At 60.3% G+C, this 22,802-nt stretch carries 16 protein-coding genes; 6 read left to right on the forward strand and 10 right to left on the reverse strand.

The genetic code is table 11. From position 1 onward, the window contains the following. Positions 1-28: 28 nt before the first annotated feature. Positions 29-856: a DMT family transporter gene (locus tag D8U60_RS07775; RefSeq protein WP_122698202.1), complete on the reverse strand. Its 828-nt coding sequence runs from the start codon at positions 854-856 to the stop codon at positions 29-31. Positions 857-931: 75 nt separating this feature from the next. Beyond that, complete coding sequence (gene gcvA, locus D8U60_RS07780) at positions 932-1,837, reverse strand: transcriptional regulator GcvA (protein WP_122698201.1); 906 nt, start codon at positions 1,835-1,837, stop codon at positions 932-934. Between the two features lie 370 nt (positions 1,838-2,207). On the opposite strand from gcvA, the gene mexE reads away from it, so the two are divergent. Genes mexE through D8U60_RS07795 form a run of 3 tightly spaced genes read left to right on the forward strand, consistent with a single transcriptional unit; the run spans position 2,208 to position 8,086 of the window. Beyond that, a complete protein-coding gene (gene mexE, locus D8U60_RS07785) occupies positions 2,208-3,461 on the forward strand; it encodes a multidrug efflux RND transporter periplasmic adaptor subunit MexE (protein ID WP_039761553.1) in 1,254 nt (417 codons plus the stop codon). A 15-nt stretch (positions 3,462-3,476) separates the two neighbouring features. Then, on the forward strand, positions 3,477-6,668 hold the full coding sequence (locus D8U60_RS07790; protein WP_130899843.1) for an efflux RND transporter permease subunit: 3,192 nt from the start codon (positions 3,477-3,479) through the stop codon (positions 6,666-6,668). Next, positions 6,665-8,086 (forward strand): TolC family protein, encoded by a 1,422-nt coding sequence (locus tag D8U60_RS07795; RefSeq protein WP_016774854.1) that lies wholly within the window; start codon positions 6,665-6,667, stop codon positions 8,084-8,086. The genes D8U60_RS07790 and D8U60_RS07795 overlap by 4 nt, the downstream gene beginning before the upstream one ends. Positions 8,087-8,287: 201 nt before the next feature. Here D8U60_RS07795 and D8U60_RS07800 read toward each other — a convergent pair whose 3' ends face one another. Genes D8U60_RS07800 through D8U60_RS07810 form a run of 3 tightly spaced genes read right to left on the reverse strand, consistent with a single transcriptional unit; the run spans position 8,288 to position 11,568 of the window. Beyond that, positions 8,288-9,238, reverse strand: coding sequence for an HlyD family secretion protein (locus tag D8U60_RS07800; RefSeq protein WP_130899844.1), 951 nt, complete (start codon positions 9,236-9,238; stop codon positions 8,288-8,290). A 4-nt stretch (positions 9,239-9,242) separates the two neighbouring features. Then, entirely contained in the window at positions 9,243-9,443 is a 201-nt protein-coding gene (locus D8U60_RS07805; protein WP_130899845.1) for a DUF1656 domain-containing protein, read from the reverse strand. Then, positions 9,433-11,568, reverse strand: coding sequence for an FUSC family protein (locus D8U60_RS07810; protein WP_130899846.1), 2,136 nt, complete (start codon positions 11,566-11,568; stop codon positions 9,433-9,435). The genes D8U60_RS07805 and D8U60_RS07810 overlap by 11 nt, the downstream gene beginning before the upstream one ends. Before the next feature lie 170 nt (positions 11,569-11,738). On the opposite strand from D8U60_RS07810, the gene D8U60_RS07815 reads away from it, so the two are divergent. The 3 genes from D8U60_RS07815 (at position 11,739) to D8U60_RS07825 (ending at position 16,097) form a co-directional block, all read left to right on the forward strand. Next, complete coding sequence (locus D8U60_RS07815; protein ID WP_130899847.1) at positions 11,739-12,794, forward strand: tetratricopeptide repeat protein; 1,056 nt, start codon at positions 11,739-11,741, stop codon at positions 12,792-12,794. A gap of 133 nt (positions 12,795-12,927) precedes the next feature. Next, entirely contained in the window at positions 12,928-14,430 is a 1,503-nt protein-coding gene (locus D8U60_RS07820) for an ATPase domain-containing protein (protein WP_122698197.1), read from the forward strand. Further along, positions 14,427-16,097 carry an ATP-binding protein gene (locus D8U60_RS07825; RefSeq protein ID WP_122611340.1) on the forward strand — a complete coding sequence of 557 codons (1,671 nt, stop codon included), beginning with the start codon at positions 14,427-14,429 and terminating at the stop codon, positions 16,095-16,097. Before D8U60_RS07820 ends, D8U60_RS07825 begins: the two co-directional genes overlap by 4 nt. A gap of 91 nt (positions 16,098-16,188) precedes the next feature. Here the strand turns inward: D8U60_RS07825 and D8U60_RS07830 are convergent, their stop codons facing one another. Genes D8U60_RS07830 through D8U60_RS07850 form a run of 5 tightly spaced genes read right to left on the reverse strand, consistent with a single transcriptional unit; the run spans position 16,189 to position 22,715 of the window. Then, complete coding sequence (locus D8U60_RS07830; RefSeq protein WP_122611341.1) at positions 16,189-16,566, reverse strand: response regulator; 378 nt, start codon at positions 16,564-16,566, stop codon at positions 16,189-16,191. A 44-nt stretch (positions 16,567-16,610) separates the two neighbouring features. Further along, a complete protein-coding gene (locus D8U60_RS07835; protein WP_130899848.1) occupies positions 16,611-17,825 on the reverse strand; it encodes a hybrid sensor histidine kinase/response regulator in 1,215 nt (404 codons plus the stop codon). Continuing rightward, positions 17,819-18,412, reverse strand: coding sequence for a chemotaxis protein CheB (locus D8U60_RS07840; protein ID WP_125916384.1), 594 nt, complete (start codon positions 18,410-18,412; stop codon positions 17,819-17,821). The genes D8U60_RS07835 and D8U60_RS07840 overlap by 7 nt, the downstream gene beginning before the upstream one ends. Continuing rightward, positions 18,409-19,242, reverse strand: coding sequence for a protein-glutamate O-methyltransferase CheR (locus D8U60_RS07845; protein WP_041480257.1), 834 nt, complete (start codon positions 19,240-19,242; stop codon positions 18,409-18,411). The genes D8U60_RS07840 and D8U60_RS07845 overlap by 4 nt, the downstream gene beginning before the upstream one ends. Next, the gene (locus tag D8U60_RS07850) at positions 19,242-22,715 is read right to left on the reverse strand and encodes a response regulator (RefSeq protein ID WP_130899849.1); all 3,474 of its coding nucleotides are present in this window, start codon (positions 22,713-22,715) and stop codon (positions 19,242-19,244) included. Before D8U60_RS07850 ends, D8U60_RS07845 begins: the two co-directional genes overlap by 1 nt. Positions 22,716-22,802 lie beyond the last annotated feature (87 nt).

Consider the following 22,802-nt stretch of genomic DNA (forward strand, 5'->3'; position numbering starts at 1 on the left):
CGACGTTCTCCTGAGCAGTTGGGCTGTGTCAGCCGATGATGATGGCGCCGCTGGCGATGACCACGCACGCCAGCATCCTGCGGACGGTGAGCTTTTCACCGAGGAACAAATAGCCGAGCAATGCCGCGAACAACACGCTGGTTTCGCGCAAGGCCGACACCGCACCCAGTGGCGCTTCGTTCATGGCGTAGATAACGATTGCGTAGGCCAGCAACGAGACCAGTCCGCCGACCGCAGCGGTCAGCATTGCGGGCCGTACGGAAAACAGACTGCGAGCATCGCGCAGGCCGATATACACCAATGGCATCAACACACCCCACAGGGCGCTCATCCACACCGTGTACGCGAGCGGCGCACCGGAAAGCCTGGCGCCAATGCCATCGACGACGCTGTAGGCAGCGATGAAACAACCGGTGCCCAGCGCATACGGCAGGCTCGGCACCGACAGGCTGCGCCCGCGAAAGGCCAGGGAAATGATTCCGCCGGATACCAGACCGATGCCGAGCAGCTCAGCGGGAGTAATGGTTTCGCCGGCAAACAGCGCGGCGCCGAGGGTGATCAGCGCCGGTGACGAGCCGCGGGAAATCGGATAGATCTGCCCTAGATCGCCGACCCGATAGCTGCGCACCAGGAACAGGTTGTAGCCGACATGCAGCAGTGCCGAGAGCAGCGCATACCCCCAGCTCTCAGGTGCAGGCGCGGCCATGAAAAAGGTGGCAATGAGGCAGACGATGGCGATGGCCACGCACATTATTGTCATCGACCAGAGCCGATCGGCACCGCCGCGCAGCAGCGCGTTCCAGCTGGCGTGCAGGAGCGCGGCGAACAGAACGAGGAGTACGAGATGGATTGGCATGCGGCATTTTAGTCATCGCTGCAGCCCACATTACAGAGAAGTCTCTTCATCCAGTCATGAGCAATACCTCATGACTCAGTGCTGCGCGCCCTGCACTTTCAACGCCTCACTGAGCAACCACTCGCGAAATTTGAGGATATGCGGCTGGGCTTCGATGCCTTTGGGACAGACGAAATAATAGGCAAGCGGCGATGTGAACGGCACATCGAACAGCCTTACCAAGCGGCCGTCGCCGATTTCATTTTCGACATGGCCGCTGCGCACCAGCGCCACACCCTGGCCGAGCAATGCAGCTTCGACAGTCATGTTGGTGTCGCCAAACCTTACGCTTTCGCGCAGCGGCGAAAATGCCAGCCCGACGGACTCAAACCACACCTCCCATTTCGGCGCCAACTCGGCGCCGTCGCGAATCAGCAACGGCAACTGCAGCAAATCGGAGGGAGCGCCCGGCATGCCGACACGCTGCAGCATCTCGGGGCTGGCCACGGGAAACACCTGCTCCCCAAACAGAAACTCCGAATACAGACCGGGATAATTGCCCTTGCCCAAGCGAATGGCGACATCGGCTTCGCCGCTGGCGAAATGGATGATCGTGTCCGTGGTATCCAGCGACACCAACAGCTCCGGGTGCAGGCGCGACAGATTCGGCAAGCGTGGCAGCAGCCACTTCAAGGCAAACGAATAAGTGGTGCTGACGGTCAGGCGAACCCTGTCCTTTTGCTCGCGCAGATCCTCCAGCGTGGCCTCGAGGCTCATGAAAAACTCGCGCACGATCGGCGCCAGCGTCGCCCCCGCTGTTGTAAGGCGTAACGCCTTGCCGCGCTCGAACAATTGCAATCCCCAAAGTTCTTCCAGATGCCGGAGCTGATGACTGACAGCGCTTTGGGTCACGTGCAGTTCTTGAGCGGCAGCCGTGAACGTCGGGTGCCGGGTGGCCACTTCGAAAGCCCGCAGGGTCGCGGTCGGGGGCAGGTCTCGCATAAAAATGATCCGGGGACGGTAAATATCAGAGCATGAGGTTACGCTCATGTTAGAGCGAAACTCCCTTGATTGCCCATTCCGCGACATTGGCGTATTGCTCCGGCAAGTGGGCGAGGTGCTGATAGCAGCGAGGCATTTAATCGCCGGATAATCCTCCGCGCGCAGCTTCGGTCGCAATCATTGCAGATCAAGCAACACAGAATTGCCTTCAGGCCGATTGATAGCCCCCTAACGAAAGGTGCATGCTAGAGGGCTACCTCGGTTCTTATATCATTCCGAATGATAGTTACCTTTGCTTCATTCGATTCGTGCCATCACACCCGCGCCGAGCATCATCCGCCCATCTTCAATACTTCGGCGGATTGCATCCATGGAACAATCACTCAAACATTTGCGCTTCCCGTTGGCCATGCTGGCCGTACTGGTGATGAGCGCCTGCGGCAAAACTCCGGAGACTGCCGGCGCCCCGCCCGCTGCCAAAGTCAGCGTGGCCAAGGTGCTGGAACAACCGGTCAACGAGTGGGACGAATTTACCGGGCGCCTCGAAGCGCCGGAAACCGTTGAAATCCGCCCACGGGTTTCGGGCCAGATCGATCAGGTCGCGTTCACCGAAGGCGCGCTGGTCAAGAAAGGCGACCTGCTGTTCCAGATCGACCCGCGTCCATTCCAGGCTGAGGTACGCCGCCTCGAAGCTCTGGTTGCTCAAGCCCGCGCCACCGCCACTCGCAGCGAAAACGAAGCGGCGCGCGGCGAACGCCTGCGTACCAGCAACGCCATTTCCGCTGAACTGGCCGACTCGCGCACCAGCGCTGCCCAAGAGGCCCGCGCCGCCGTCGGTGCCCTGCAGGCACAACTGGACCTGGCCAAACTGAATCTGAGCTTCACCCGCGTGACCGCACCGATCAGCGGCCGCGTCAGCCGCGCCGAAATCACTGCAGGCAACCTGGTGACCGCCGACACCACCGCGCTGACCAGCGTCGTCTCCACCGACAAGGTCTACGCCTACTTCGACGCCGACGAACGCGTGTTCCTCAAATACACCCAACTGGCCCGCAACGGCCAGCGCGGCGCCACCACACCGGTGTACATGGGCCTGTCCAACGAAGACGGCAACCCGCACCTCGGCCAGATGAACTTCGTCGACAACCAGGTCAATCCGAAAACCGGCACCATCCGTGGTCGCGCAGTCTTCGACAACGCTGACGGCACCTACACCCCTGGCCTCTACGCTCGCTTGAAGCTGGTTGGCAGCGGCACCTACAACGCCATGCTGATCAATGACGAAGCCGTGGGCACTGACCTGGGCAAGAAGTTCGTGCTGGTGATGGATGGCGACAACAAGACCGCCTACCGCGCCGTTGAACTCGGTCCGAAAATCGAAGGCCTGCGCATCGTCCGCAACGGCCTGAACAAGGACGACACCATCATCGTCAAGGGTCTGCAACGGGTTCGTCCTGGCTCACCGGTCACCCCTGAGGTGATTCCGATGGCCAGCGAGCAGACCCTCGCCGCCCTCGCTCAACAACGTCAAGCGCTGGAAGCCAGCAACCTGCCCAAAGTTGCCCCCGCCAAGGGTGCATCGGGTTCGGCTGCGAAGCTGGCTGCTACGACCCCACGCGGTTAAGGGACGACAACTCCGATGAATTTTTCCCAATTCTTCATTTCCCGGCCGATCTTCGCAGCGGTGCTGTCGCTGTTGATCCTGATCGCCGGTGCGATCTCGCTGTTCCAGTTGCCGATCAGCGAATACCCGGAAGTCGTGCCGCCGACCGTGGTCGTGCGCGCCAACTTCCCGGGGGCAAACCCCAAAGTCATCGGTGAAACCGTGGCCGCTCCGCTGGAGCAGGCCATCACCGGCGTCGAGAACATGCTGTACATGTCCTCGCAATCGACCGCTGACGGCAAGATCACCCTGACCATCACCTTCGCCCTGGGCACTGACCTGGACAACGCGCAGGTGCAGGTGCAGAACCGGGTGACCCGGACCGAGCCGAAGCTTCCCGAGGAAGTGACGCGCATCGGTATCACCGTCGACAAGGCTTCGCCCGACCTGACCATGGTTGTGCACTTGACCTCACCGGACAAGCGCTACGACATGCTGTACCTGTCCAACTACGCGATCCTGAACATCAAGGATGAGCTGGCTCGCCTGGGTGGTGTCGGTGATGTGCAGTTGTTCGGTATGGGCGACTACTCGCTGCGCGTCTGGCTTGATCCGAACAAGACCGCTTCGCGCAATCTGACCGCCACCGATGTGGTGGCCGCGATTCGCGAGCAGAACCGTCAGGTCGCCGCCGGTCAACTGGGTGCGCCCCCTGCCCCGACCGCGCAAAGCTTCCAGCTGTCGGTCAACACCCAAGGCCGTCTGGTTTCCGAGGAAGAGTTCGAGAACATCGTCATTCGTGCAGGCGATGACGGTGAGATCACTCGCCTGAAGGATATTGCACGCATTGAACTGGGTTCCAGCCAATACGCCTTGCGCTCGCTGCTGAACAATCAGCCGGCGGTGGCGATCCCGATCTTCCAGCGTCCCGGTTCCAACGCCATCGACATTTCCAACGAAGTGCGCGGCAAGATGGAAGAGCTGAAGAAAGGCTTCCCGCAAGGCATGGATTACAGCATCGTGTATGACCCGACGATCTTCGTTCGTGGTTCGATCGAGGCGGTGGTGCACACCCTGTTCGAAGCGCTGATCCTTGTGGTGCTGGTGGTGATTCTGTTCCTGCAGACCTGGCGCGCCTCGATCATTCCGTTGGTGGCAGTGCCGGTATCGTTGATCGGTACGTTTGCGGTCATGCACCTGTTCGGCTTCTCGCTCAACGCCTTGTCGCTGTTCGGCCTGGTACTGGCCATCGGTATCGTGGTCGACGACGCCATCGTCGTGGTGGAGAACGTCGAACGGAACATCGAACTTGGACTGACGCCGGTCGAAGCGACCAAGCGCGCCATGCGTGAAGTGACCGGGCCGATCGTGGCCACGGCACTGGTGCTGTGTGCAGTGTTCATCCCGGCGGCATTCATTTCCGGCCTCACCGGGCAGTTCTACAAACAGTTCGCACTGACCATCGCGATCTCGACAGTGATCTCGGCGTTCAACTCGCTGACCCTGTCGCCAGCGCTGGCTGCTGTGCTGCTGAAAAGTCACGACGCGCCGAAAGACCGCTTCTCGAAAGTGCTCGACAGAATCTTCGGTGGCTGGCTGTTCCGTCCGTTCAACCGTTTCTTCGACCGTGCCAGTCATGGCTACGTCGGCACCGTGCGCCGGGTCATCCGCAGCAGCGGCATCGCCCTGCTCGTGTATGCAGGCCTGATGGTGCTGACCTTCTTCGGTTTCTCCAGCACGCCGACCGGTTTCGTACCCGGCCAGGACAAGCAATACCTGGTGGCCTTCGCGCAATTGCCGGATGCCGCGAGCCTGGATCGCACCGAAGACGTGATCAAGCGCATGTCCGACCTCGCGCTGAAACAGCCGGGCGTGGAAAGCGCCGTAGCGTTCCCGGGCCTGTCGATCAACGGCTTCACCAACAGCCCGAACGCCGGCATCGTCTTCGTGACCCTGAAACCGTTCGACGAGCGTAAAGACCCGAGCATGTCCGCCGGTGCGATTGCCGGTGCCTTGAACGGCCAGTACGCGAACATTCAGGAAGCGTACATGGCGATCTTCCCGCCACCGCCGGTACAAGGCCTGGGCACCATTGGCGGTTTCCGCCTGCAGATCGAAGACCGGGGCAACCTCGGCTACGACGAGCTGTACAAAGAAACCATGAACATCATCAACAAGAGCCACAACGTGCCGGAACTGGCCGGCCTGTTCACCAGCTACACGGTGAACGTGCCACAGGTCGATGCCGCCATCGACCGTGAAAAAGCCAAGACCCACGGCGTGGCCGTCAGCGACATCTTCGACACCCTGCAGATCTACCTGGGTTCGCTGTATGCCAACGACTTCAACCGCTTCGGGCGCACCTATCAGGTCAACGTTCAGGCCGAACAGCAGTTCCGTCTTGAATCCGATCAGATCGGTCAGCTGAAAGTACGCAACAACAAAGGCGAGATGATCCCGCTGGCGACCTTCATCAAGGTCAGCGACACCTCGGGACCGGATCGCGTGATGCACTACAACGGCTTCATCACCGCTGAAATCAACGGTGCCGCAGCCCCGGGCTATAGCTCCGGCCAGGCGGAAAAAGCCATCGAGAAACTGCTCAAGGAAGAACTTCCGAACGGCATGACCTACGAGTGGACCGACCTGACCTACCAGCAGATTCTGTCCGGCAACACCGCGCTGTTCGTGTTCCCGCTCTGCGTACTGCTGGCGTTCCTGGTGCTCGCCGCACAATACGAAAGCTGGAGCCTGCCACTGGCGGTGATTCTGATCGTACCGATGACCCTGCTGTCGGCCATTACCGGTGTGATCATCTCCGGCGGTGACAACAACATCTTCACCCAGATCGGCTTGATCGTACTGGTAGGACTTGCCTGTAAAAATGCGATTCTCATCGTCGAGTTCGCCAAGGATAAACAGGAAGAAGGCCTCGACCCGCTCGCAGCGGTGCTGGAAGCCTGCCGCCTGCGTCTGCGGCCGATCCTGATGACCTCCTTCGCGTTCATCATGGGTGTGGTTCCACTGGTGTTCTCCAGCGGTGCCGGTGCCGAGATGCGTCACGCCATGGGTGTGGCGGTGTTCTCCGGGATGCTCGGGGTGACCTTCTTCGGTCTGCTGCTGACGCCAGTGTTCTACGTACTGATCCGTAACTTTGTCGAACGCGGCGAGCAGCGCAAAGCAGCCAAGGCGCACACTCTTCAAAAGCCACTGGAGGCGCAACAATGAGTCTGAAAGTCTTCCTGCCGAGTCTGCTGGTGCTGGCCCTCAGCGCCTGCGCCGTCGGCCCCGACTACAAGACCCCAGCCACGGAGGCGGCCAATATCACCACCGCCACCGACGGCGCCGCCGGACAAAAGAACTTCGACCGCTCGAAATTCGAAGGCATCTGGTGGCAGCAATTCGATGATCCGACCCTGAACCAGTTGGTGAGCCAGTCGCTGCAAGGCAACCGTGAACTGCGCGTGGCGTTCGCCCGCTGGAAAGCCGCCCGGGCAATCCGCGACGACGCCAGCAATGACGCGATGCCGACCATCACCAGCCGCGCCAGCAGTGACCTGGGCAAGGGCCAGATTCCCGGCCAGACCACCGACCGGGTCAATAGCGAGCGCTATGACCTCGGTCTGGACATGGCCTGGGAGCTCGACCTGTTCGGCCGCATCCAGCGCAATCTGGAAGCCAGTGATGCCGACCAGCAGGCCGCCGAAGCCGATCTGTACCAGCTGCAAGTCACCATGATTGCCGAACTGGTCGACGCCTACGGTCAACTGCGCGGCGCCCAGCTGCGGGAAAAAATCGCCGTGGCCAACCTGAACAACCAGCAGGAGTCGCGCAAGATCACCATCAGCCTGCGTGACGCCGGTGTCGGTGATCAGCTTGATGTCGAGCGCGCCGATGCGCGTCTGGCCAACGTCGAAGCCACCGTGCCGCAGTTGCAGGCGGAACAGGTTCGGCAGAAAAACCGTATCGCTACCCTGCTCGGCGAACGCCCGGACAAACTGACCGTCGACCTGAGCCCGAAAGATCTGCCGGCCATCGCCAAGGCGCTGCCAATCGGTGATCCGGGTGAACTGCTGCAACGTCGTCCGGACATCCTCAGCGCCGAGCGGCAATTGGCTTCGGCCACTGCGCGCATCGGCGTGGCCAAAGCCGACCTGTTCCCCCGGGTCAGCCTCAGCGGCTTCCTCGGCTGGACCGCCGGGCGTGGTTCGCAGATCGGTTCTTCGGCGGCCAACGCCTGGGCGCTCGGCCCGAGCATCACCTGGGCGGCGTTTGACCTCGGCAGCGTCCGTGCCCGTTTGCGCGGCGCCGATGCTGACGCCGAAGGCGCGCTGGCCAACTACGAGCAACAAGTACTGCTGGCGCTGGAAGAATCGGAAAACGCCTTCAGCGATTACGGCAAGCGTCAGCAACGCCTGATCTCGCTGATCCGTCAGAGCGAATCGAGTCGCAAGGCTGCCGATCTGGCAGAAATCCGTTATCGCGAAGGCACCACCGATTTCCTCGTCCTGCTCGACGCCCAGCGTGAGCGCCTGAACGCCGAAGACACTCAGGCCCAGGCCGAAGTCGAGCTGTATCGCGGCATCGTCGCAATCTACAAGGCCCTCGGCGGTGGCTGGCAACCGGAGACAGTTGCCAGCAAGTAAAGATTGTTAAAGAGCTCCTTTGGTTGGCCGCAACCAACCAAATTTTTTGCCCCGCGTATCATTCGGTCGCGGGGTTTTTTTATGCCTTTGTGCAGCACTGGGTTTCTTGTGGGAGCGAGCCTGCTCGCGAAAGCGTCAGGTCAGACATATCAGCGGTGGCTGATACTCCGCCTTCGCGAGCAGGCTCGCTCCCACAGGGGATCAGCGGTGCTCCTCCAGGACGGTGACGGTGGCGGTTGTACCGGCGCGCAGGCGATGCTTGCCGGCAAAGTCGCCATCGATGCCGATACGCACCGGCACCCGTTGCGCCAGTTTCACCCAGGTGTAACTCGGGTTGATGTTCGCCAGCAGACGACTGCCCGGCGCGTTTTCGCGGTCGGCGATGGCGAAGGCGATGCTTTCTACCGTGCCGCCGAAACGCTCACCGCTCATCAATTGAATGCGTACCCGATCACCCTCCTCGATTCGCGGCAGCTTGGTTTCCTCGAAGTAACCACTGACATAGAACGAATCGCTGTCGACCAGCGCCAGCACTGCCCCGCCCGCCTGTGCGTAATCACCCTGGCGGGTCAGCAGGTTGGTCACGTAACCGCTCACTGGCGATTCAACGCGGGTGCGCTGCAAGTCCAGTTCGGCTTGGGTCAGCGCGGCAATTGCCAGTTGCACATTGGCTTCGGCCAGCCCGAGGTTGGCCTGATTGCGCAACAGATCCGCCTGGGCAACCGCCACGTCGGTACTGGCCTTCTCCCATTCTTCACCGGAAATGGCGAAGCCCTGCTTCAGCGTGCGGCGCCGGCGTTCCTCGCTTTGACGTTGTTTGAGCAACGCTTCACTGGCGACGATTGCCGCTTGCGATTGCCCCAGCGACGCCTTGGACACTTCCACCGAACGCCGGGCATGCTCGACCGCCAGTTGATAGCGCGCCGGATCGATCTCCAGCAACAATTGGCCCTTGTCGACATGCTGATTGTCCTGCACTGCCAGTTTGACGATTCGCCCCGAAACATCCGCCGACAGCGTCACCACATCCGCCCTCACCCGAGCATCCCGTGTCCACGGCGCGCGGGTGTAATACTCCCAGGCGAACCAGCCGAGGACGATCGCCAGGATCACCACTGCCACGGTCATCATTCGTGCAACTAGTGCTTTCAAGACATCAGGCTCCCATCAACAGAATCAGCGTGGCGCTAACACAGGCATACAGCGCGCCTTCGAACAGTGCTTCATGCCACACCAGGCGCAGCACGCCGAGGCGCCGCAGACACCAGTCCAGCAACATGAAAATCGGAATCGCCAGTAACAGTGCCTGGGCAATCGGCGGCAGATAAACCCCGCCAATTTCGAAATCAATGGGCAAGTTGCGGTTCTCCTTCCAGGCCTTGAGGTTGCAAATAATCGCCGTGCCGCTCAAGGAACGACACCACAATCAGCAGCGCCACACGCATGCGAAACACCGACCAAAGATGTTCATGACTGACGGCGTGCAGCTCGTCCAGCTCGTCTCCGAGCTGGTGCAACGTGGCCAGCAGCGCCGCAAGCTGGACATCGTCGCGACCGGCAACCAAACGACCGGTCTTGCGCAACGCCGACGCCAGGCGTTGGCCGAACGCATCGGTGAGCAACCCATTGTTCTGCGCCTGCTGCCGCAGCTGATGCATCGCCACGCCCAAGGCCACGCATGCCAGGCTGATTTCATACAAGCGCTGCATGGCACGATCGTTCGCCGCTGGCAGCAGGCCGAGCATGCTGGTCAGGCGATCGGTCATCCGACTCTCGAAAGCGAATTGTTGTTCATCGGTCGCAGGCAATTTGCTCAGCTGGTACACCTGCTCCCGCGCTTCGCCGTACAGGCGGCGGATGCGCAAGGCCGGGCGGAACGGGAAGATCAGCGCATAAACGATCAGGGCCAGCATCGCTGCGCTGACGTAGGCGCCGCCGAATTCGAACCATTGGATCGCCGTGTTCTGCCCAGTGCCGGTATTTTGCGGTCCGAGCATGAGAAAACTCGACAGCCCAAGGCCCATGCCGATGCCGGCGGTGGCCGGACTGGAAATGCCCACAGCAATGGCATACAGCAGCGGCGCCAGCAGCAAGGCCAGCAGCTCGAAATCACTGATCGCCGGCACCAGCATGAACTGGTAGAACGCCGACACCACCAGCGCCAGGCCCAAGCCTCGCGCATAGCTTTGCGCAGCCATCAGCGGACGCGGAAAAGTCGCCATCAGCGAGCAGAGAATCCCCACCAGAATCATTCCGCCGCGCGCGCCATCCCAGGCCGTTTCGATCCAGATCAACCCGCTGACCAACAGCGCGGTAAAGGCGCGGATCGCATTCATCGAGGCCAGGGTGAAATCCAGGTGCAACGGACTGCTCTGGCCGCGATAGAGGCAACTGGCCGGGCTCCCTTCCTGAATCGCGTCGCTCAGTTCGAGGATCTGCTCAAGTTGCTGCAACAGGCGCGCCTGCTCCCAACGCAGCGCCCAAGCCAATGAACGCAGGGTCGCGCTCATGTTCTCGGTCTGCTGCTCGGCCTTGTACGCCAATGCTTCGAACTGTTGCTGCAAGGTGACGAAACGCTGCCGATCGGCGCCAGACAGCGCGCGGCCCTGTTGCGCCAGTTGCTCAAGCAACGCCAGTTCCTCGGCACGCAGCTGCTGGACCTCCAGCGGCAGATCACCCTCCCAGCGTTCGATGAGCAATTCGCGCTGATGACGCAGCGCGGTCAGGCGCGAGGTCAGCAGCATCAGTTGATTGCCGAGCAGCAATACCAGATTGTCGGCATCGCGCAAACGTGGGGCATCGAAATACAAATGACGTCGTAAACCTTCCAGTGCGCTGATCTCGCCGAGCAGCTGCATCTGCCGACGCTGGAAATCGGCTTCGCTTTCTTCCGTGCGAAGCACTTCGGCGGCGTGGCTGGCGGCCAGTTTTATGACCTGATCGATTTTGGTGAAATAGCCCTTGGCGACGGCTTCAGGCCGGGCCGTCAGCAAACTGACCACACAGACACAGGCAACCGCCAACAGGGTTTCGGTGACGCGGGTGACCGCCAGCAGAAAGGTGCCGTCCTGATCCGGAATCGCCAGCAAGGCCACCACGACTGCGGTGTAACCACTGAGCACGAACGCCTGGGAGCTGGTGTAGCGCAACAAGGTGCCGCCCGCCGTGCACAGCGCCAGCCACAACGCCAATGTCGTGATGAACGGCAGCGGCGCCTGAGGGAAAATCGCCATGATCAGCACCGCCACCGCCGCACCCACGGTGGTGCCGATCACCTGGCCGAAACTGCGCGCCAGTGCCATCCCTGCCAGTGGCTGGCTGACGATCACCACGGCCATGATTGACCACTTCGGCTGTTCGAGATCGAAGATGAACGCCAGATAAAGGGTCAACAGCCCGGCGGCGATGGTCCGCAGGGCAAACAGCAGAACAGCCTGACCGGGATGGATCAAAGCCTTGAAATAGGTGTACAGCGCAGACATGGGCACTCTCTTTAAAACGACTTCTGCAAGCGTAGACATTGCAGCAAAAGCCTGACGGATTTCACAGTCGACACGTGTTGTAGGACGATTCGCTGGCAACGGTTTGACTCACGCGCCAAGCTGAACGAAGCTTGCCGCTCTGCTCAAGTTCGAAGCTTTCGGAAACCCGCATGACTCAGTCCCGCCGCAACCTGCTGATCGGCTTAGGCCTCGTACTGATCCTCGGCGTCGTCTGGCTGTCCTGGCGCAGCAGCACTCCGACCATCCCCGATGCTATCAAACATGGCTACAGCGAAGCGCTGAACGCCGCGCGCACCGGTGAACCCGGAGCGGCGCGCCAGTTGTACCAGCAATTGGGCCGCCCGGACATCTCGGTCAAGCGCCGGGTCTGGCTGCATGGCGAGTTGCCCAATTACCCCAGTCCGCAGGCGTTGAAGCTGGCGGACATCGACTTGCATCACGAAGCGCCGCAAGTTCGCGTCGCAGCGATCAAAAGCATCGTCGGTCTGGTGCCCGGCGGGCAGCGCAGTCTGCTGCTAGGACCGTTGCTTGATGATGAAGAACAAACTGTCCGTTTCGCCGCGATCAATGCCCTGCTCGGCCTGGCCCCGGACGAGCTCGGCCTGTATTTCGCACCGCTACAGCAGGCCATCGACGGCTGGCAACAGACCTTGGAAAGCCAGCCGGAAAGCGCCGCCAACTATGCGCAACTGGCCCGTCTCTATATTCACAACGCCGAATACAAACAGGCCCAACAGGCTTTGGACAATACCTTGCGCCTGGAACCAGGCAACCTGCCGGCGCTGGTCATGCAGATCGATGTGCTCGACCGCCAGGGCCAGAGCGATGCCGCTCGCCAGTTGCTCGCCCGCCAACTCAAGACGCAGCCCGATTCGGCCTATCTGCAACATGCCCTCGGCCTGTGGCTGCTGCACCACGGCCAGCGCGAATATGCCCTGCTCGGCCTGTCCAAAGCAGTCGAGCTGGAACCGGACAACAAGGATTATCGCTACGACCTCGCCACCACTCTGCACAGCGCGGAAGAACTGGAAGCGGCGCAGAAACAACTGCAGGAAATCGTCCAGCGCCACCCCGCCGACCGCAAGGCGCGGGTGTTGTTGATCAACTATTGGAAGGAAAGCGGCCAATTGCAGAATGTGCAGATTCTGCTGGCGCAACTGGAGCAGCTGAATCCGGACGACCCGGCCCTGCAACAGGGTCTTTAATCAAGGTAAAGCGGGTGCAATCAACCACCTGTCGAAAGAAAAAGCGGAACCGTGAACATGCCCTGAGGTCAAGTTATTCAGGCGGCTCACTTAAGCCAGCCGCCGGATTACCCTAGTCATAAGAGGGCGTTTTTTGACTACATCAAACGAGTTGATCAGTGCAAAGGCCGCCGTCGGCATTGTAGGTCTGGATGACATCCTTGCCGGTGGCCTGTCTCGCGGCCATGTGTTTTTGCTCGAGGGGGAACCCGGAACCGGCAAAACCACCGTGGCTTTGCATTTCCTCCGCGCCGGTGCGCTGGCCGGGGAACGTTGCTTGTACATCACTCTCTCGGAAACCGAGAAAGAACTGCGTCAAGGTGCGCTCTCCCACGGCTGGGAGCTGAACGAAAACATCAAAATCTTCGAGCTGACACCGCCGGAAAGCCTGCTCAATGCCGAACACCAGCAAAGCCTGCTGTATTCCTCGGACCTTGAACTGGGCGAGGCGACCAGGCAGATTTTCGAAGTGGTCGAACGCTTCAAACCGACCCGTGTAGTGCTCGACAGCCTTTCGGAGATCCGTCTGCTGGCGCAGAGCTCGTTGCGCTATCGTCGGCAGATTCTGGCGATCAAGCATTACTTCGTGCGCTACGACGCCACCGTCCTGCTGCTCGATGACCTGACCACCGAATCCCTCGACAAGACCGTGCACAGTGTCGCCCACGGCGTGATTCGCCTTGAAGAGCTGACGCCAAGCTACGGCGCCGAGCGTCGTCGGGTACGAGTGGTCAAGTATCGCGGGCAGAAATACCGTGGCGGTTTCCACGATTTCACCATCATGGGCGACGGCGTCCATGTTTTCCCACGCCTGGTAGCGGCGGAACATCGCGGCGACTACGCGCGGCTGCAGTTGTCCAGCGGCATCCCGCAAATGGACGCCCTGCTCGGCGGCGGCATCGAAACCGGCTCCAGCACGCTGATTCTCGGCCCGGCCGGTACCGGCAAATCAATGATTTCGATGATCTTCGCCGCCGCAGCGGTGGCCCGAGGCGAAAAAGCCGCGCTGTTCATTTTCGATGAAGAGCTGGGCCTGCTGCTCGAACGAATGCGTCATCTCGGCATCGACCTCAAAGCCTTGCAGGCCACCGGTAATCTGCTGATCGAACAAGTAGACGCCGCCGAATTGTCTCCCGGTGAGTTGTCCCATCGCGTGCGCCGTTGCGTCGATGAGCTGGGTATCAAAACCGTGGTGATCGACAGCATCAACGGCTATCAGGCAGCGATGCCGGAAGAAAACGCGCTGGTGCTGCACATGCACGAGCTGCTGCTGTACCTTAACCGCAAAGGCGCGGCGACTTTCATGACGGTCGCCCAGCACGGTCTGGTGGGCGATATGCAGGCGCCTGTCGATATCACTTACCTGGCCGACACGGTGATTCTGTTGCGCTACTTCGAAGCCCTCGGCAAAGTCCGCCGGGCGATCTCGATTATCAAGAAACGTACCGGCAACCACGAGTCGACCATCCGTGAATACCGGATCTCCTCGCGTGGCATGACCATCGGCCAACCGCTGGAATCCTTCCAGGGCGTGCTGCGTGGCGTGCCGACCTACATGGGAGCGAGCAATCCATTGCTTGAGGATGAAAGCTTGTGACGGTCAACACGCCGTTGGCCGAGCGGGTGCTGGTGCTGGCGCCCATGGGTCGCGACAGCCAGATCGCGTTGATGATTCTCAACGAAGCCGGTTACGGCGGCATGGTGGCGCCGAATCTCGGCGCTCTGTGCACGGAACTGGAGGTCGGCGCCGGATTGCTGCTGATTGCTGCTGAGGCGTTGCGCGGACCGGAACTGGAAGGGCTTATCGCCTACCTTGACCAGCAGCCCGCTTGGTCGGACATGCCCATCGTGCTGCTGACTCATCATGGCGGCGATGAACAAGGGCCGCCGTCGCGTCTCAGCACCCTGCTCGGCAACGTGACTTTTCTCGAGCGCCCCTTCCATCCCGCGACGCTGGTCAGTCTGGTCTCCGCCGCCCTGCGTGGGCGGCGACGACAATATGAAGCGCGCGATCGGCTGATCGACCTGAGTGAAAGCGAACGACGCCTGCAATCAACTCTGGAAACCCTCGAGCAACAGGTTGAAGAGCGCACCGCACAGCTTCGCCACAACGAAGAAGCGCTGCGCCAATCGCAGAAAATGGAAGCGGTCGGCCAACTCACTGGCGGCATCGCTCACGACTTCAACAATATGCTTACCGGCATCATTGGTAGCCTGGAGCTGCTGCGCCGACGTCTGGCCCGGGGCCGCACCGAAGACCTCGACAGTCTGATCGATCTAGGCGTGACCTCCGCCAACCGCGCCGCCGGCCTGACTCACCGCTTGTTGGCGTTCTCCCGCCGGCAATCCCTCGACCCGAAAGCCGTGCAGATGAACACGCTGGTGCTGTCGATGGGCGAGCTACTGCAACGCAGCCTCAATGAAAGCATTCATCTGGAAATGCGCCTGGACGACAACCTCTGGGTGGCCGAAGCCGATCCCAATCAACTGGAAAGCGCCCTGCTCAACCTGGTAATCAATGCCCGTGATGCGATGCCCGAGGGCGGCAAACTGGTGGTGGAAACCAGCAACCAGGTGCTGCATCGCGATTTCACCGCGGCTTACAGCAATCTGGAGCCGGGCGATTACGTGATGCTCAGCGTCACTGACAATGGCAGCGGCATGCCGCAGAGCGTCGTCAGCCGTGCGTTCGATCCGTTTTTTACCACCAAGCCGATCGGCCAGGGCACCGGCCTCGGACTGTCGATGATCTATGGCTTCAGCAAGCAGTCGCGCGGGCATGTGTCGATCGACAGTGAAATCGATGAAGGCACCACGGTAAAACTCTACCTGCCGCGTTTCCGTGGTGAAGAAGTGGAAATTCCCGTCTCGGATTCGCAGCAGGCTCCGTATGCGATGGATGGCGAAACCGTACTCATCGTCGAAGACGATCCGGCAGTGCGCGTGTTGGTCAGCGCCGTGCTCAGTGAGTTGGGTTATGCGTTCGTGGAGGCCGGTGATGCCGACGGCGCCATGCCGATCCTAAATTCGACGCAACGTATTGATTTGCTCATCAGTGACGTTGGTCTGCCGGGGATGAACGGTCGTCAACTGGCGGAGGTTGGTCGGCAGTATCGGCCAGGTCTGAAAGTGTTGTTCATCACCGGTTATGCCGAGCACGCGGCGGTGCGCGGTGGCTTCCTCGACTCGGGAATGCAGATGATCACCAAGCCCTTCACCTTTGATCTGCTCACCGCCAAGGTGCGCGAGATGATCAATAGCTGAATCTACAGGAGCTGCCGAAGGCTGCGATCTTTTGACCTTGATCTATAAAAAGCAAAATCAAAAGATCGCAGCCTTCGGCAGCTCCAACATATCAGGCCAGCAATTCCTGAATCTTTTCCTGCAACACATCCAGATCGAACGGTTTTTCCAGGATCGGTGCCTTGCTGGTGATCGGGCTGCCGGTTTCACGGATTTCCTGCGGATAGCCGCTGATGAAAATCACTTTCAGGTCCGGTCGCAGCTTCACTGCCGGCTCGGCGATCTGCACGCCGGAGATCCCGCCCGGCAGGCGGAAATCGGTAATCAGCATGTCCAGGTGAGGTTTGCTGGCGAGGATCTCGAAAGCCTGCTCGCCATTTTCCGCTTGCAACACGCGATAGCCCTGCCCTGACAGGTAATCCGCCAGGACCATCAAGATAACCGGTTCGTCTTCGACGACGAGTACTACATCTTGCGCATCTACGCTCATGGGAAGCCTTTGTTCGGTCAATAGCTGCTGATACGACCGTGTGGTCACTCAGAGGTTGCGTCGGATATGCCGTTTTCCTGGATCGGCAGACAAACGCGAAACAGGGCGCCCTCGTTGATTTCACTCTCGACGACGATGGAGCCGCCATGGGCGGCGACGATCTGCTCGGAAATGAACAGACCCAGCCCGAGCCCGGCCACCACCGTCTTGGCGGATACCCGTTCGAACTGCTGAAAAATACGCTTCTGGTTCTCGGCGCTGATGCCGATGCCGTGGTCCTGGACCTCGACCCGCGCCTCCTCGCCTTCGCGGTAGACGCGCACCTGAATCGGGCTGCGACCACCATAACGCAAGGCATTGGTCAGCAGATTGGACACCACTTGCTCGATGCGGAACTCGTCCCAGCAACCTTCTACCGGCGCCGATGCCTCGAAGGAAACGCTGGTTTCTGCCGCCTCCATTTGCGGAGCAAAGTTCTGCAGCAGATTGCTGACCAACTGCACCAGATCGAAACGATTGGGCCGGATCGACAGTTTGCCGGTGCGTATCCGCGAGACATCGAGCATGTCTTCGATCAGGCGAATCAGGCTTTTGATCTGCCGCTCATCGCGGTCGACCATTGCCTGCATCTTGTCGAGCGTGAACGCTGCGGCGTTGTCCCGCGCCAGGTGCATCTTGCGCAGCTGGGTTTCGAGGATCAGGCCATTGAGCGGTGTACGCACCTCGTGGGCGACGATGGACATGAAGTCATCGCGCATGCGCACCGCTTGTTCCAGCTCAAGCTGAGTGCTTTGCAGCTGTTGCAGCAGCGCTTCCTGCTCGCGTCGGGCCTGCTCCAGCGCCTCGACCTGCTGTTTCATGGCCTTGCTCTGGCGATACAGATCGACGAAAACGTTGACCTTGCTCTTCACCGCATGAATGTCCAGCGGCTTGTGCAGGAAGTCCACCGCACCACTTTCGTAGCCCTTGAACGCGTAGTTGAGTTCACGGCCAGCGGCGCTGACGAAAATGATCGGAATGTTCTTGGTCTTCTCGGTGCCGCGCATCAACTCGGCCAGTTCGAAGCCGTTCATGCCGGGCATCTGTACATCGAGAATGGCCATGGCGAATTCGTGTTGCAGCAACAGCGACAGTGCTTCGTCCGCCGACAGAGCCTTGTAGACCGTGCGATCCTCGCGCTTGATCAGCGCTTCCAGCGCCAGCAGGTTTTCTGGCAGATCGTCAACGATCAACAGTTTGGCTTGGATATTACTCAGCATGCGATTCGTTCCAGCTCGACTAGCAGACGGCCGATGCCGTGAATGGGTAGGACATGATCCGGCTGCAGAACGTTCAGTGCAGCTTGGGGCATGGTGGCGACTTGTGCATCATCGGGGTCTTGAACAATGGTCAGGCCGCCGCACTGCTTGACGCAGGCCAGCCCGCGCGCGCCATCCTGATTGGCGCCGGTCAGCAGGACGGCGGCGAGTGTCTCGCCGTAAACATCAGCGGCCGATTCAAACAGGTAATCAATAGACGGCCGCGAATGATGTACGCGGTCCTCCAGGCTCAGCGACAGGCTGCGATCCGCTTCGACCGACAAGTGATAACCGGGGGTGGCGAAATACACCGTGCCGGCTTCAATGTCCTGCTTGTCTTCAGCTTCCTTGACCGGCATCGCTACACGGCGGGAGAACACTTCGGCCAGATGACTGCGGCGCTCTTCCGGCAGATGCAGAACGATGATGATCGGCAGCACATAGCCTTTGCGTAATGGCCCGAGCAGGGTCAGCAACGCCTCGACACCGCCTGCGGAGGCGCCGATCACGACGGCCTCGATGCGAGGCAGGCTCGGGGTGTCGTTCATGATTTGCGGTAGATCCGTTCTTGTTTGACCAACGCCTCGAACTGATTCGAATAGTTGGAAAAATCCAGGGTTTCCTTGCTGCCCAGCACCAGAAAGCCGCGATGCGACAACGATTCATGGAACAGCCCGAACGCCCGGTCCTGCAACTTCTTGTTGAAATAGATCAGCACGTTGCGGCAGGAAATCAACTGGGTTTCGGAGAACACGCTGTCGGTGGCCAGGCTGTGGTCGGCGAACGTCACGTTCTCGCACAGGCTCTTGTCGAAAATCGCGTAGCCGTAGGCTGCCGTGTAGTAATCGGCAAACGAACGCTGACCGCCGGCCTGCTGATAGTTGGCAGTGTAGGCGCGGACGTTTTCCATGGAGAAAATCCCTTGCTTGGCCTTCTCCAGTGAGCGCGGGTTGATGTCGGTGGCGTAGATGATCGTGCGGTCGAGCAGGCCTTCTTCGCGCAGCAGGATCGCCATCGAGTAGACCTCCTCGCCCGTGCTGCAGCCGGCAATCCAGATCTTCAGCGACGGATAGGTGCGCAGCAGCGGCACCACTTCGTTGCGGATCGCCAGGAAGTGCGACGGATCGCGGAACATCTCGCTGACCGGGATCGTCAGCAGTTGCAGCAGCTGCATGAACGCGGTCGGGTCGTGCAGGACTTTTTCTTGCAGGGCCGAGATGGTCGCGCACTCGAACTGACTCAGCGCGTGCTGCACCCGGCGCTTGATCGAAGCGCCAGAGTAGTCGCGAAAGTCATAGCTGTATTTCAGGTAAATCGCCTCGATCAACAAGCGTAATTCGATTTCGCTGTTGCGCTCGGCCGGACTGCTGCGTTCCACTAGATGCGTTCCATTTTCGGTAACCACACACGTATCAGCGAGAACAGACGATCAAGGTCGATGGGCTTGGCCAGGTAATCGTTGGCGCCCGCTTGCAGGCAGCGCTCCTGATCGTCCTTCATGGCCTTGGCCGTTACCGCGATGATTGGCAGCTTGCGCCAGCGCGGATCCTTGCGGATTTCCATGGTGGCTTCGAAGCCATCCATCTCCGGCATCATCACGTCCATCAGCACCAGGTCGATGTCCTCGACTTCATGAAGTTTCTCAATCGCTTCGCGGCCGTTACGGCCGATCACCACGACTGCGCCTTTGTGTTCCAGCGCGCTGGTCAGGGCGAATATGTTGCGCACATCGTCGTCCACCAGCAGCACTTTGCGACCTTCAAAGACCTTGTCGCGGCTGCGCGCGGTCTTGAGCATCTTCTGCCGTTCATGGGACAGCTGCGATTCGACTTTGTGCAGAAAGAGTGTGACCTCGTCGAGCAACCGCTCCGGGGAGCGTGCGCCCTTGATGATGATCGAGCGCGAATACTTGCGCAGTTCGGCCTCTTCGTCGCGGGTCAGGTTGCGTCCGGTGTAAACGATGACCGGCGGGAACGAGCAGATGTCCTCGGTGGACATGCGCTTGAGCAGATCGTTGCCGAGCATGTCCGGCAGCTTGAGGTCGATGACCATGCAGTCGTAGATGGTCGTGCGCAGCAATTCCAGGGCGTCCTGGGCCAGGCCGACGGCAGTGATTTCGATGTCTTCGTCGCCAATCAGCCGCGCGATGCTTTCGCGTTGCAGATCGTCGTCTTCGACCAGCAGCACGCGTTTGACCTTCTGCGTCAGCTTGGCCTCGAGGCGGGCGAACACATCCTTGAGCTCTTCGCGGGTGGTCGGCTTCACTGCGTAGCCGATCGCGCCCATGTGCATGGCCGCTTCGACTCGGTCTTCCACGGAAATCACGTGCACCGGAATGTGCCGGGTTTCGGCGCGTTCTTTCAGGCGTTGCAGCACGGTCAGACCGGAATGATCCGGCAGGCGCATGTCGAGCAGGATCGCATCCGGCACGAATTCGCGGGCCAGGTCGTAACCTTCGTCAGCGCCGTGGGCGACCAGACACATGTAGCCCAACTCATGGGCCAGGTCATAGAGGATACGGGCGAAGTTCGGTTCGTCCTCCACCACCAGAATGCAGCGGGTGGCGAACGGTGCCTTGTCGCGATCGTCGGCAAAGCGCGGGATGACTGCCGGAATCGCCGATACTACCGGCGCGGCAACCGCGACTGGCGCAGGCGTCACAGGTGCCGGGTGGAAGGTCAGCGGCGCGGCCGGCGTTTCACCGAATTCGTGATACTGACGCGGCAACACCAGCGTAAACGTGCTGCCCTGCCCCGGCACGCTGTCGACGCTGATCGAACCGCCGAGCAACGTCGCCAGATCCCGCGAGATCGACAGGCCAAGGCCGGTGCCGCCGTATTTGCGATTGGTGGTGCCATCCGCCTGACGGAACGCCTCGAAAATACTTTCCTGCTGATCGGCAGCGATACCGATCCCGGAATCCTTGACGCTGAAAGCGATGTGATCATTCGGCTGCGCGGTGATGCTCAGGCTGACGGCGCCGTGCTCGGTGAACTTGATCGCATTGGACAGCAGGTTCTTGATGACCTGCTCCAGACGCTGACGGTCGGTGAACAGCAAGCCCGGTGCGTCCGGCTGAACCTCGACGCTGAAGGCCAGTTTCTTGTCCGCCGCCAACGGTTCGAACATTGAGCGCAAGCCGTCGACCAGACGATCGACGCGGGTGTTTTCGGCAATCACTTCAAGCTTGCCGGCCTCGACCTTGGAAATGTCGAGAATGTCGTTGATCAAGTTGAGCAGATCGTTGCCGGCCGAATAGATCGATTCGGCAAACTTGACCTGTTCCGCCGACAGATTCTGCTGCGGGTTCTCCGCCAGCAGCTTGGCCAGAATCAGCGAACTGTTGAGCGGCGTGCGCAGTTCGTGGGACATGTTGGCGAGGAATTCGGATTTGTACTTGCTCGAGCGTTGCAGCTCTTCGGCACGCTCTTCGAGCTGGATCTGCGCCTGATTCAGCTCGGTGTTTTTCTTGTCCATCGCATCGCGCTGTTCGGCGAGCTGCTCGTTGGTCTGCTCCAGCTCCACCTGCTGGGTTTCCAGATGCGCCTGGGATTCCTTGAGAATCCGCGACTGTTCTTCCAGCTCTTCGTTGGCAGTCTTCAGCTCTTCCTGCTGCACTTGCAGCTCTTCATTGAGCTGCTGGGTTTCGGCGAGCACTTCCTGCAAGCGCTGACGGTAACGCGCCGCTTCGATCGAGGTGCCGATGTTGCCGGCAATCAATTCCAGCAGTTCGATGTCGCGCTCGGACAGCGGACGCAGGAAACCCAGTTCGATCACGCCGTTGACCCGGTCATCATCGCTGGTCGGCACCACCAGCACACTGTGCGGCAGGCCTGCACCGAGACCGGAGCTGACTTTGAAATAGTCGCCCGGGACCGCGTCGAGACGGATCAGGCGTGCCTGCTCTGCCACTTGGCCGACGATGCCTTCACCGCTGTAAATCGTTTGATTGAGCTCTTCCTGCTCGCGGGAGAAACCATAAGTCGCCACGCGCTTGAGGCCGCCATGTTCTTCGCGCACATAAAGCGCGGCGACGGCAGTGCCGAGGTATTGCGCGCAGAATTGCAGAATGTTGCGCCCCAGCAGGTTCAGCGTCAGTTGACCCAACACCTGCTCGGCCAGTTGCGTCTGGCCGTTGCGCAGCCACGCCTGTTTCTCGAGGCGTTCGGCGCTGGCCAGTTGCGCGGCGAGGTTGGCGCTGTAGTTGGTCGACAGGTTGAGCAGATCACGGCGGCCGATGTAGGCCAGCAAACCGCTGATGCCAACGATGAAGATCAGGTAAAGGGTGATGCTCCAGATCGTCGTGCGGCGCACATCCTCGTTGCGCGTGGCGCGCAGCACCTGCTCGGTCTCGATGACGTCCTCGAATTGCTTGCGGATTTCATCGGTCAGGCGCTTGCCCCGCCCGGCCTTGACCGCGCCTCGATAATCACCGCTGCTGCGCTGCAGATCGATCATCGATTGCGCGTAGTTGGCCCATTCCACCTGCAAGGCTTGCAAACGGCGCAAGCGATCGGTCTGCACCGGATTATCGGCGGTCAGCTCCAGCAATGTATTGAGAGCGACCTCGATACGCGGCTTGGCAACTTCGTACGGGTCGAGGAAGTGCTCGTCACCGCTGAGCAGATAGCCGCGCATGCCGGTTTCCAGATCAACGGTGAGCTTCACCGCTTCATTGGCGTTATTGATCACCCGGTCGGTGTGCTCGACCCATTGGATGACCGACAGCAAATAAGTGATCAGCGAGACGAAGAACACGGCGCTGAGCACGCCGACGCCCAGCGGCAGGCTGACGTTGCGACTCAGAAGTTTGCGGAACCGTTGTTCATCAACCGAGGACGGAGAGGACATGGGGCAGCCTTGTCGAACTGTTGAAAACCCGAGAGTTTGCCCCAAAACCCCGCCATGGATCCATTTTTCTCACACAAATGATGGCAT

The organism is Pseudomonas sp. Sample_11 (genome assembly GCF_004307505.1).
Classification (GTDB): Bacteria; Pseudomonadota; Gammaproteobacteria; order Pseudomonadales; family Pseudomonadaceae; genus Aquipseudomonas; species Aquipseudomonas atacamensis.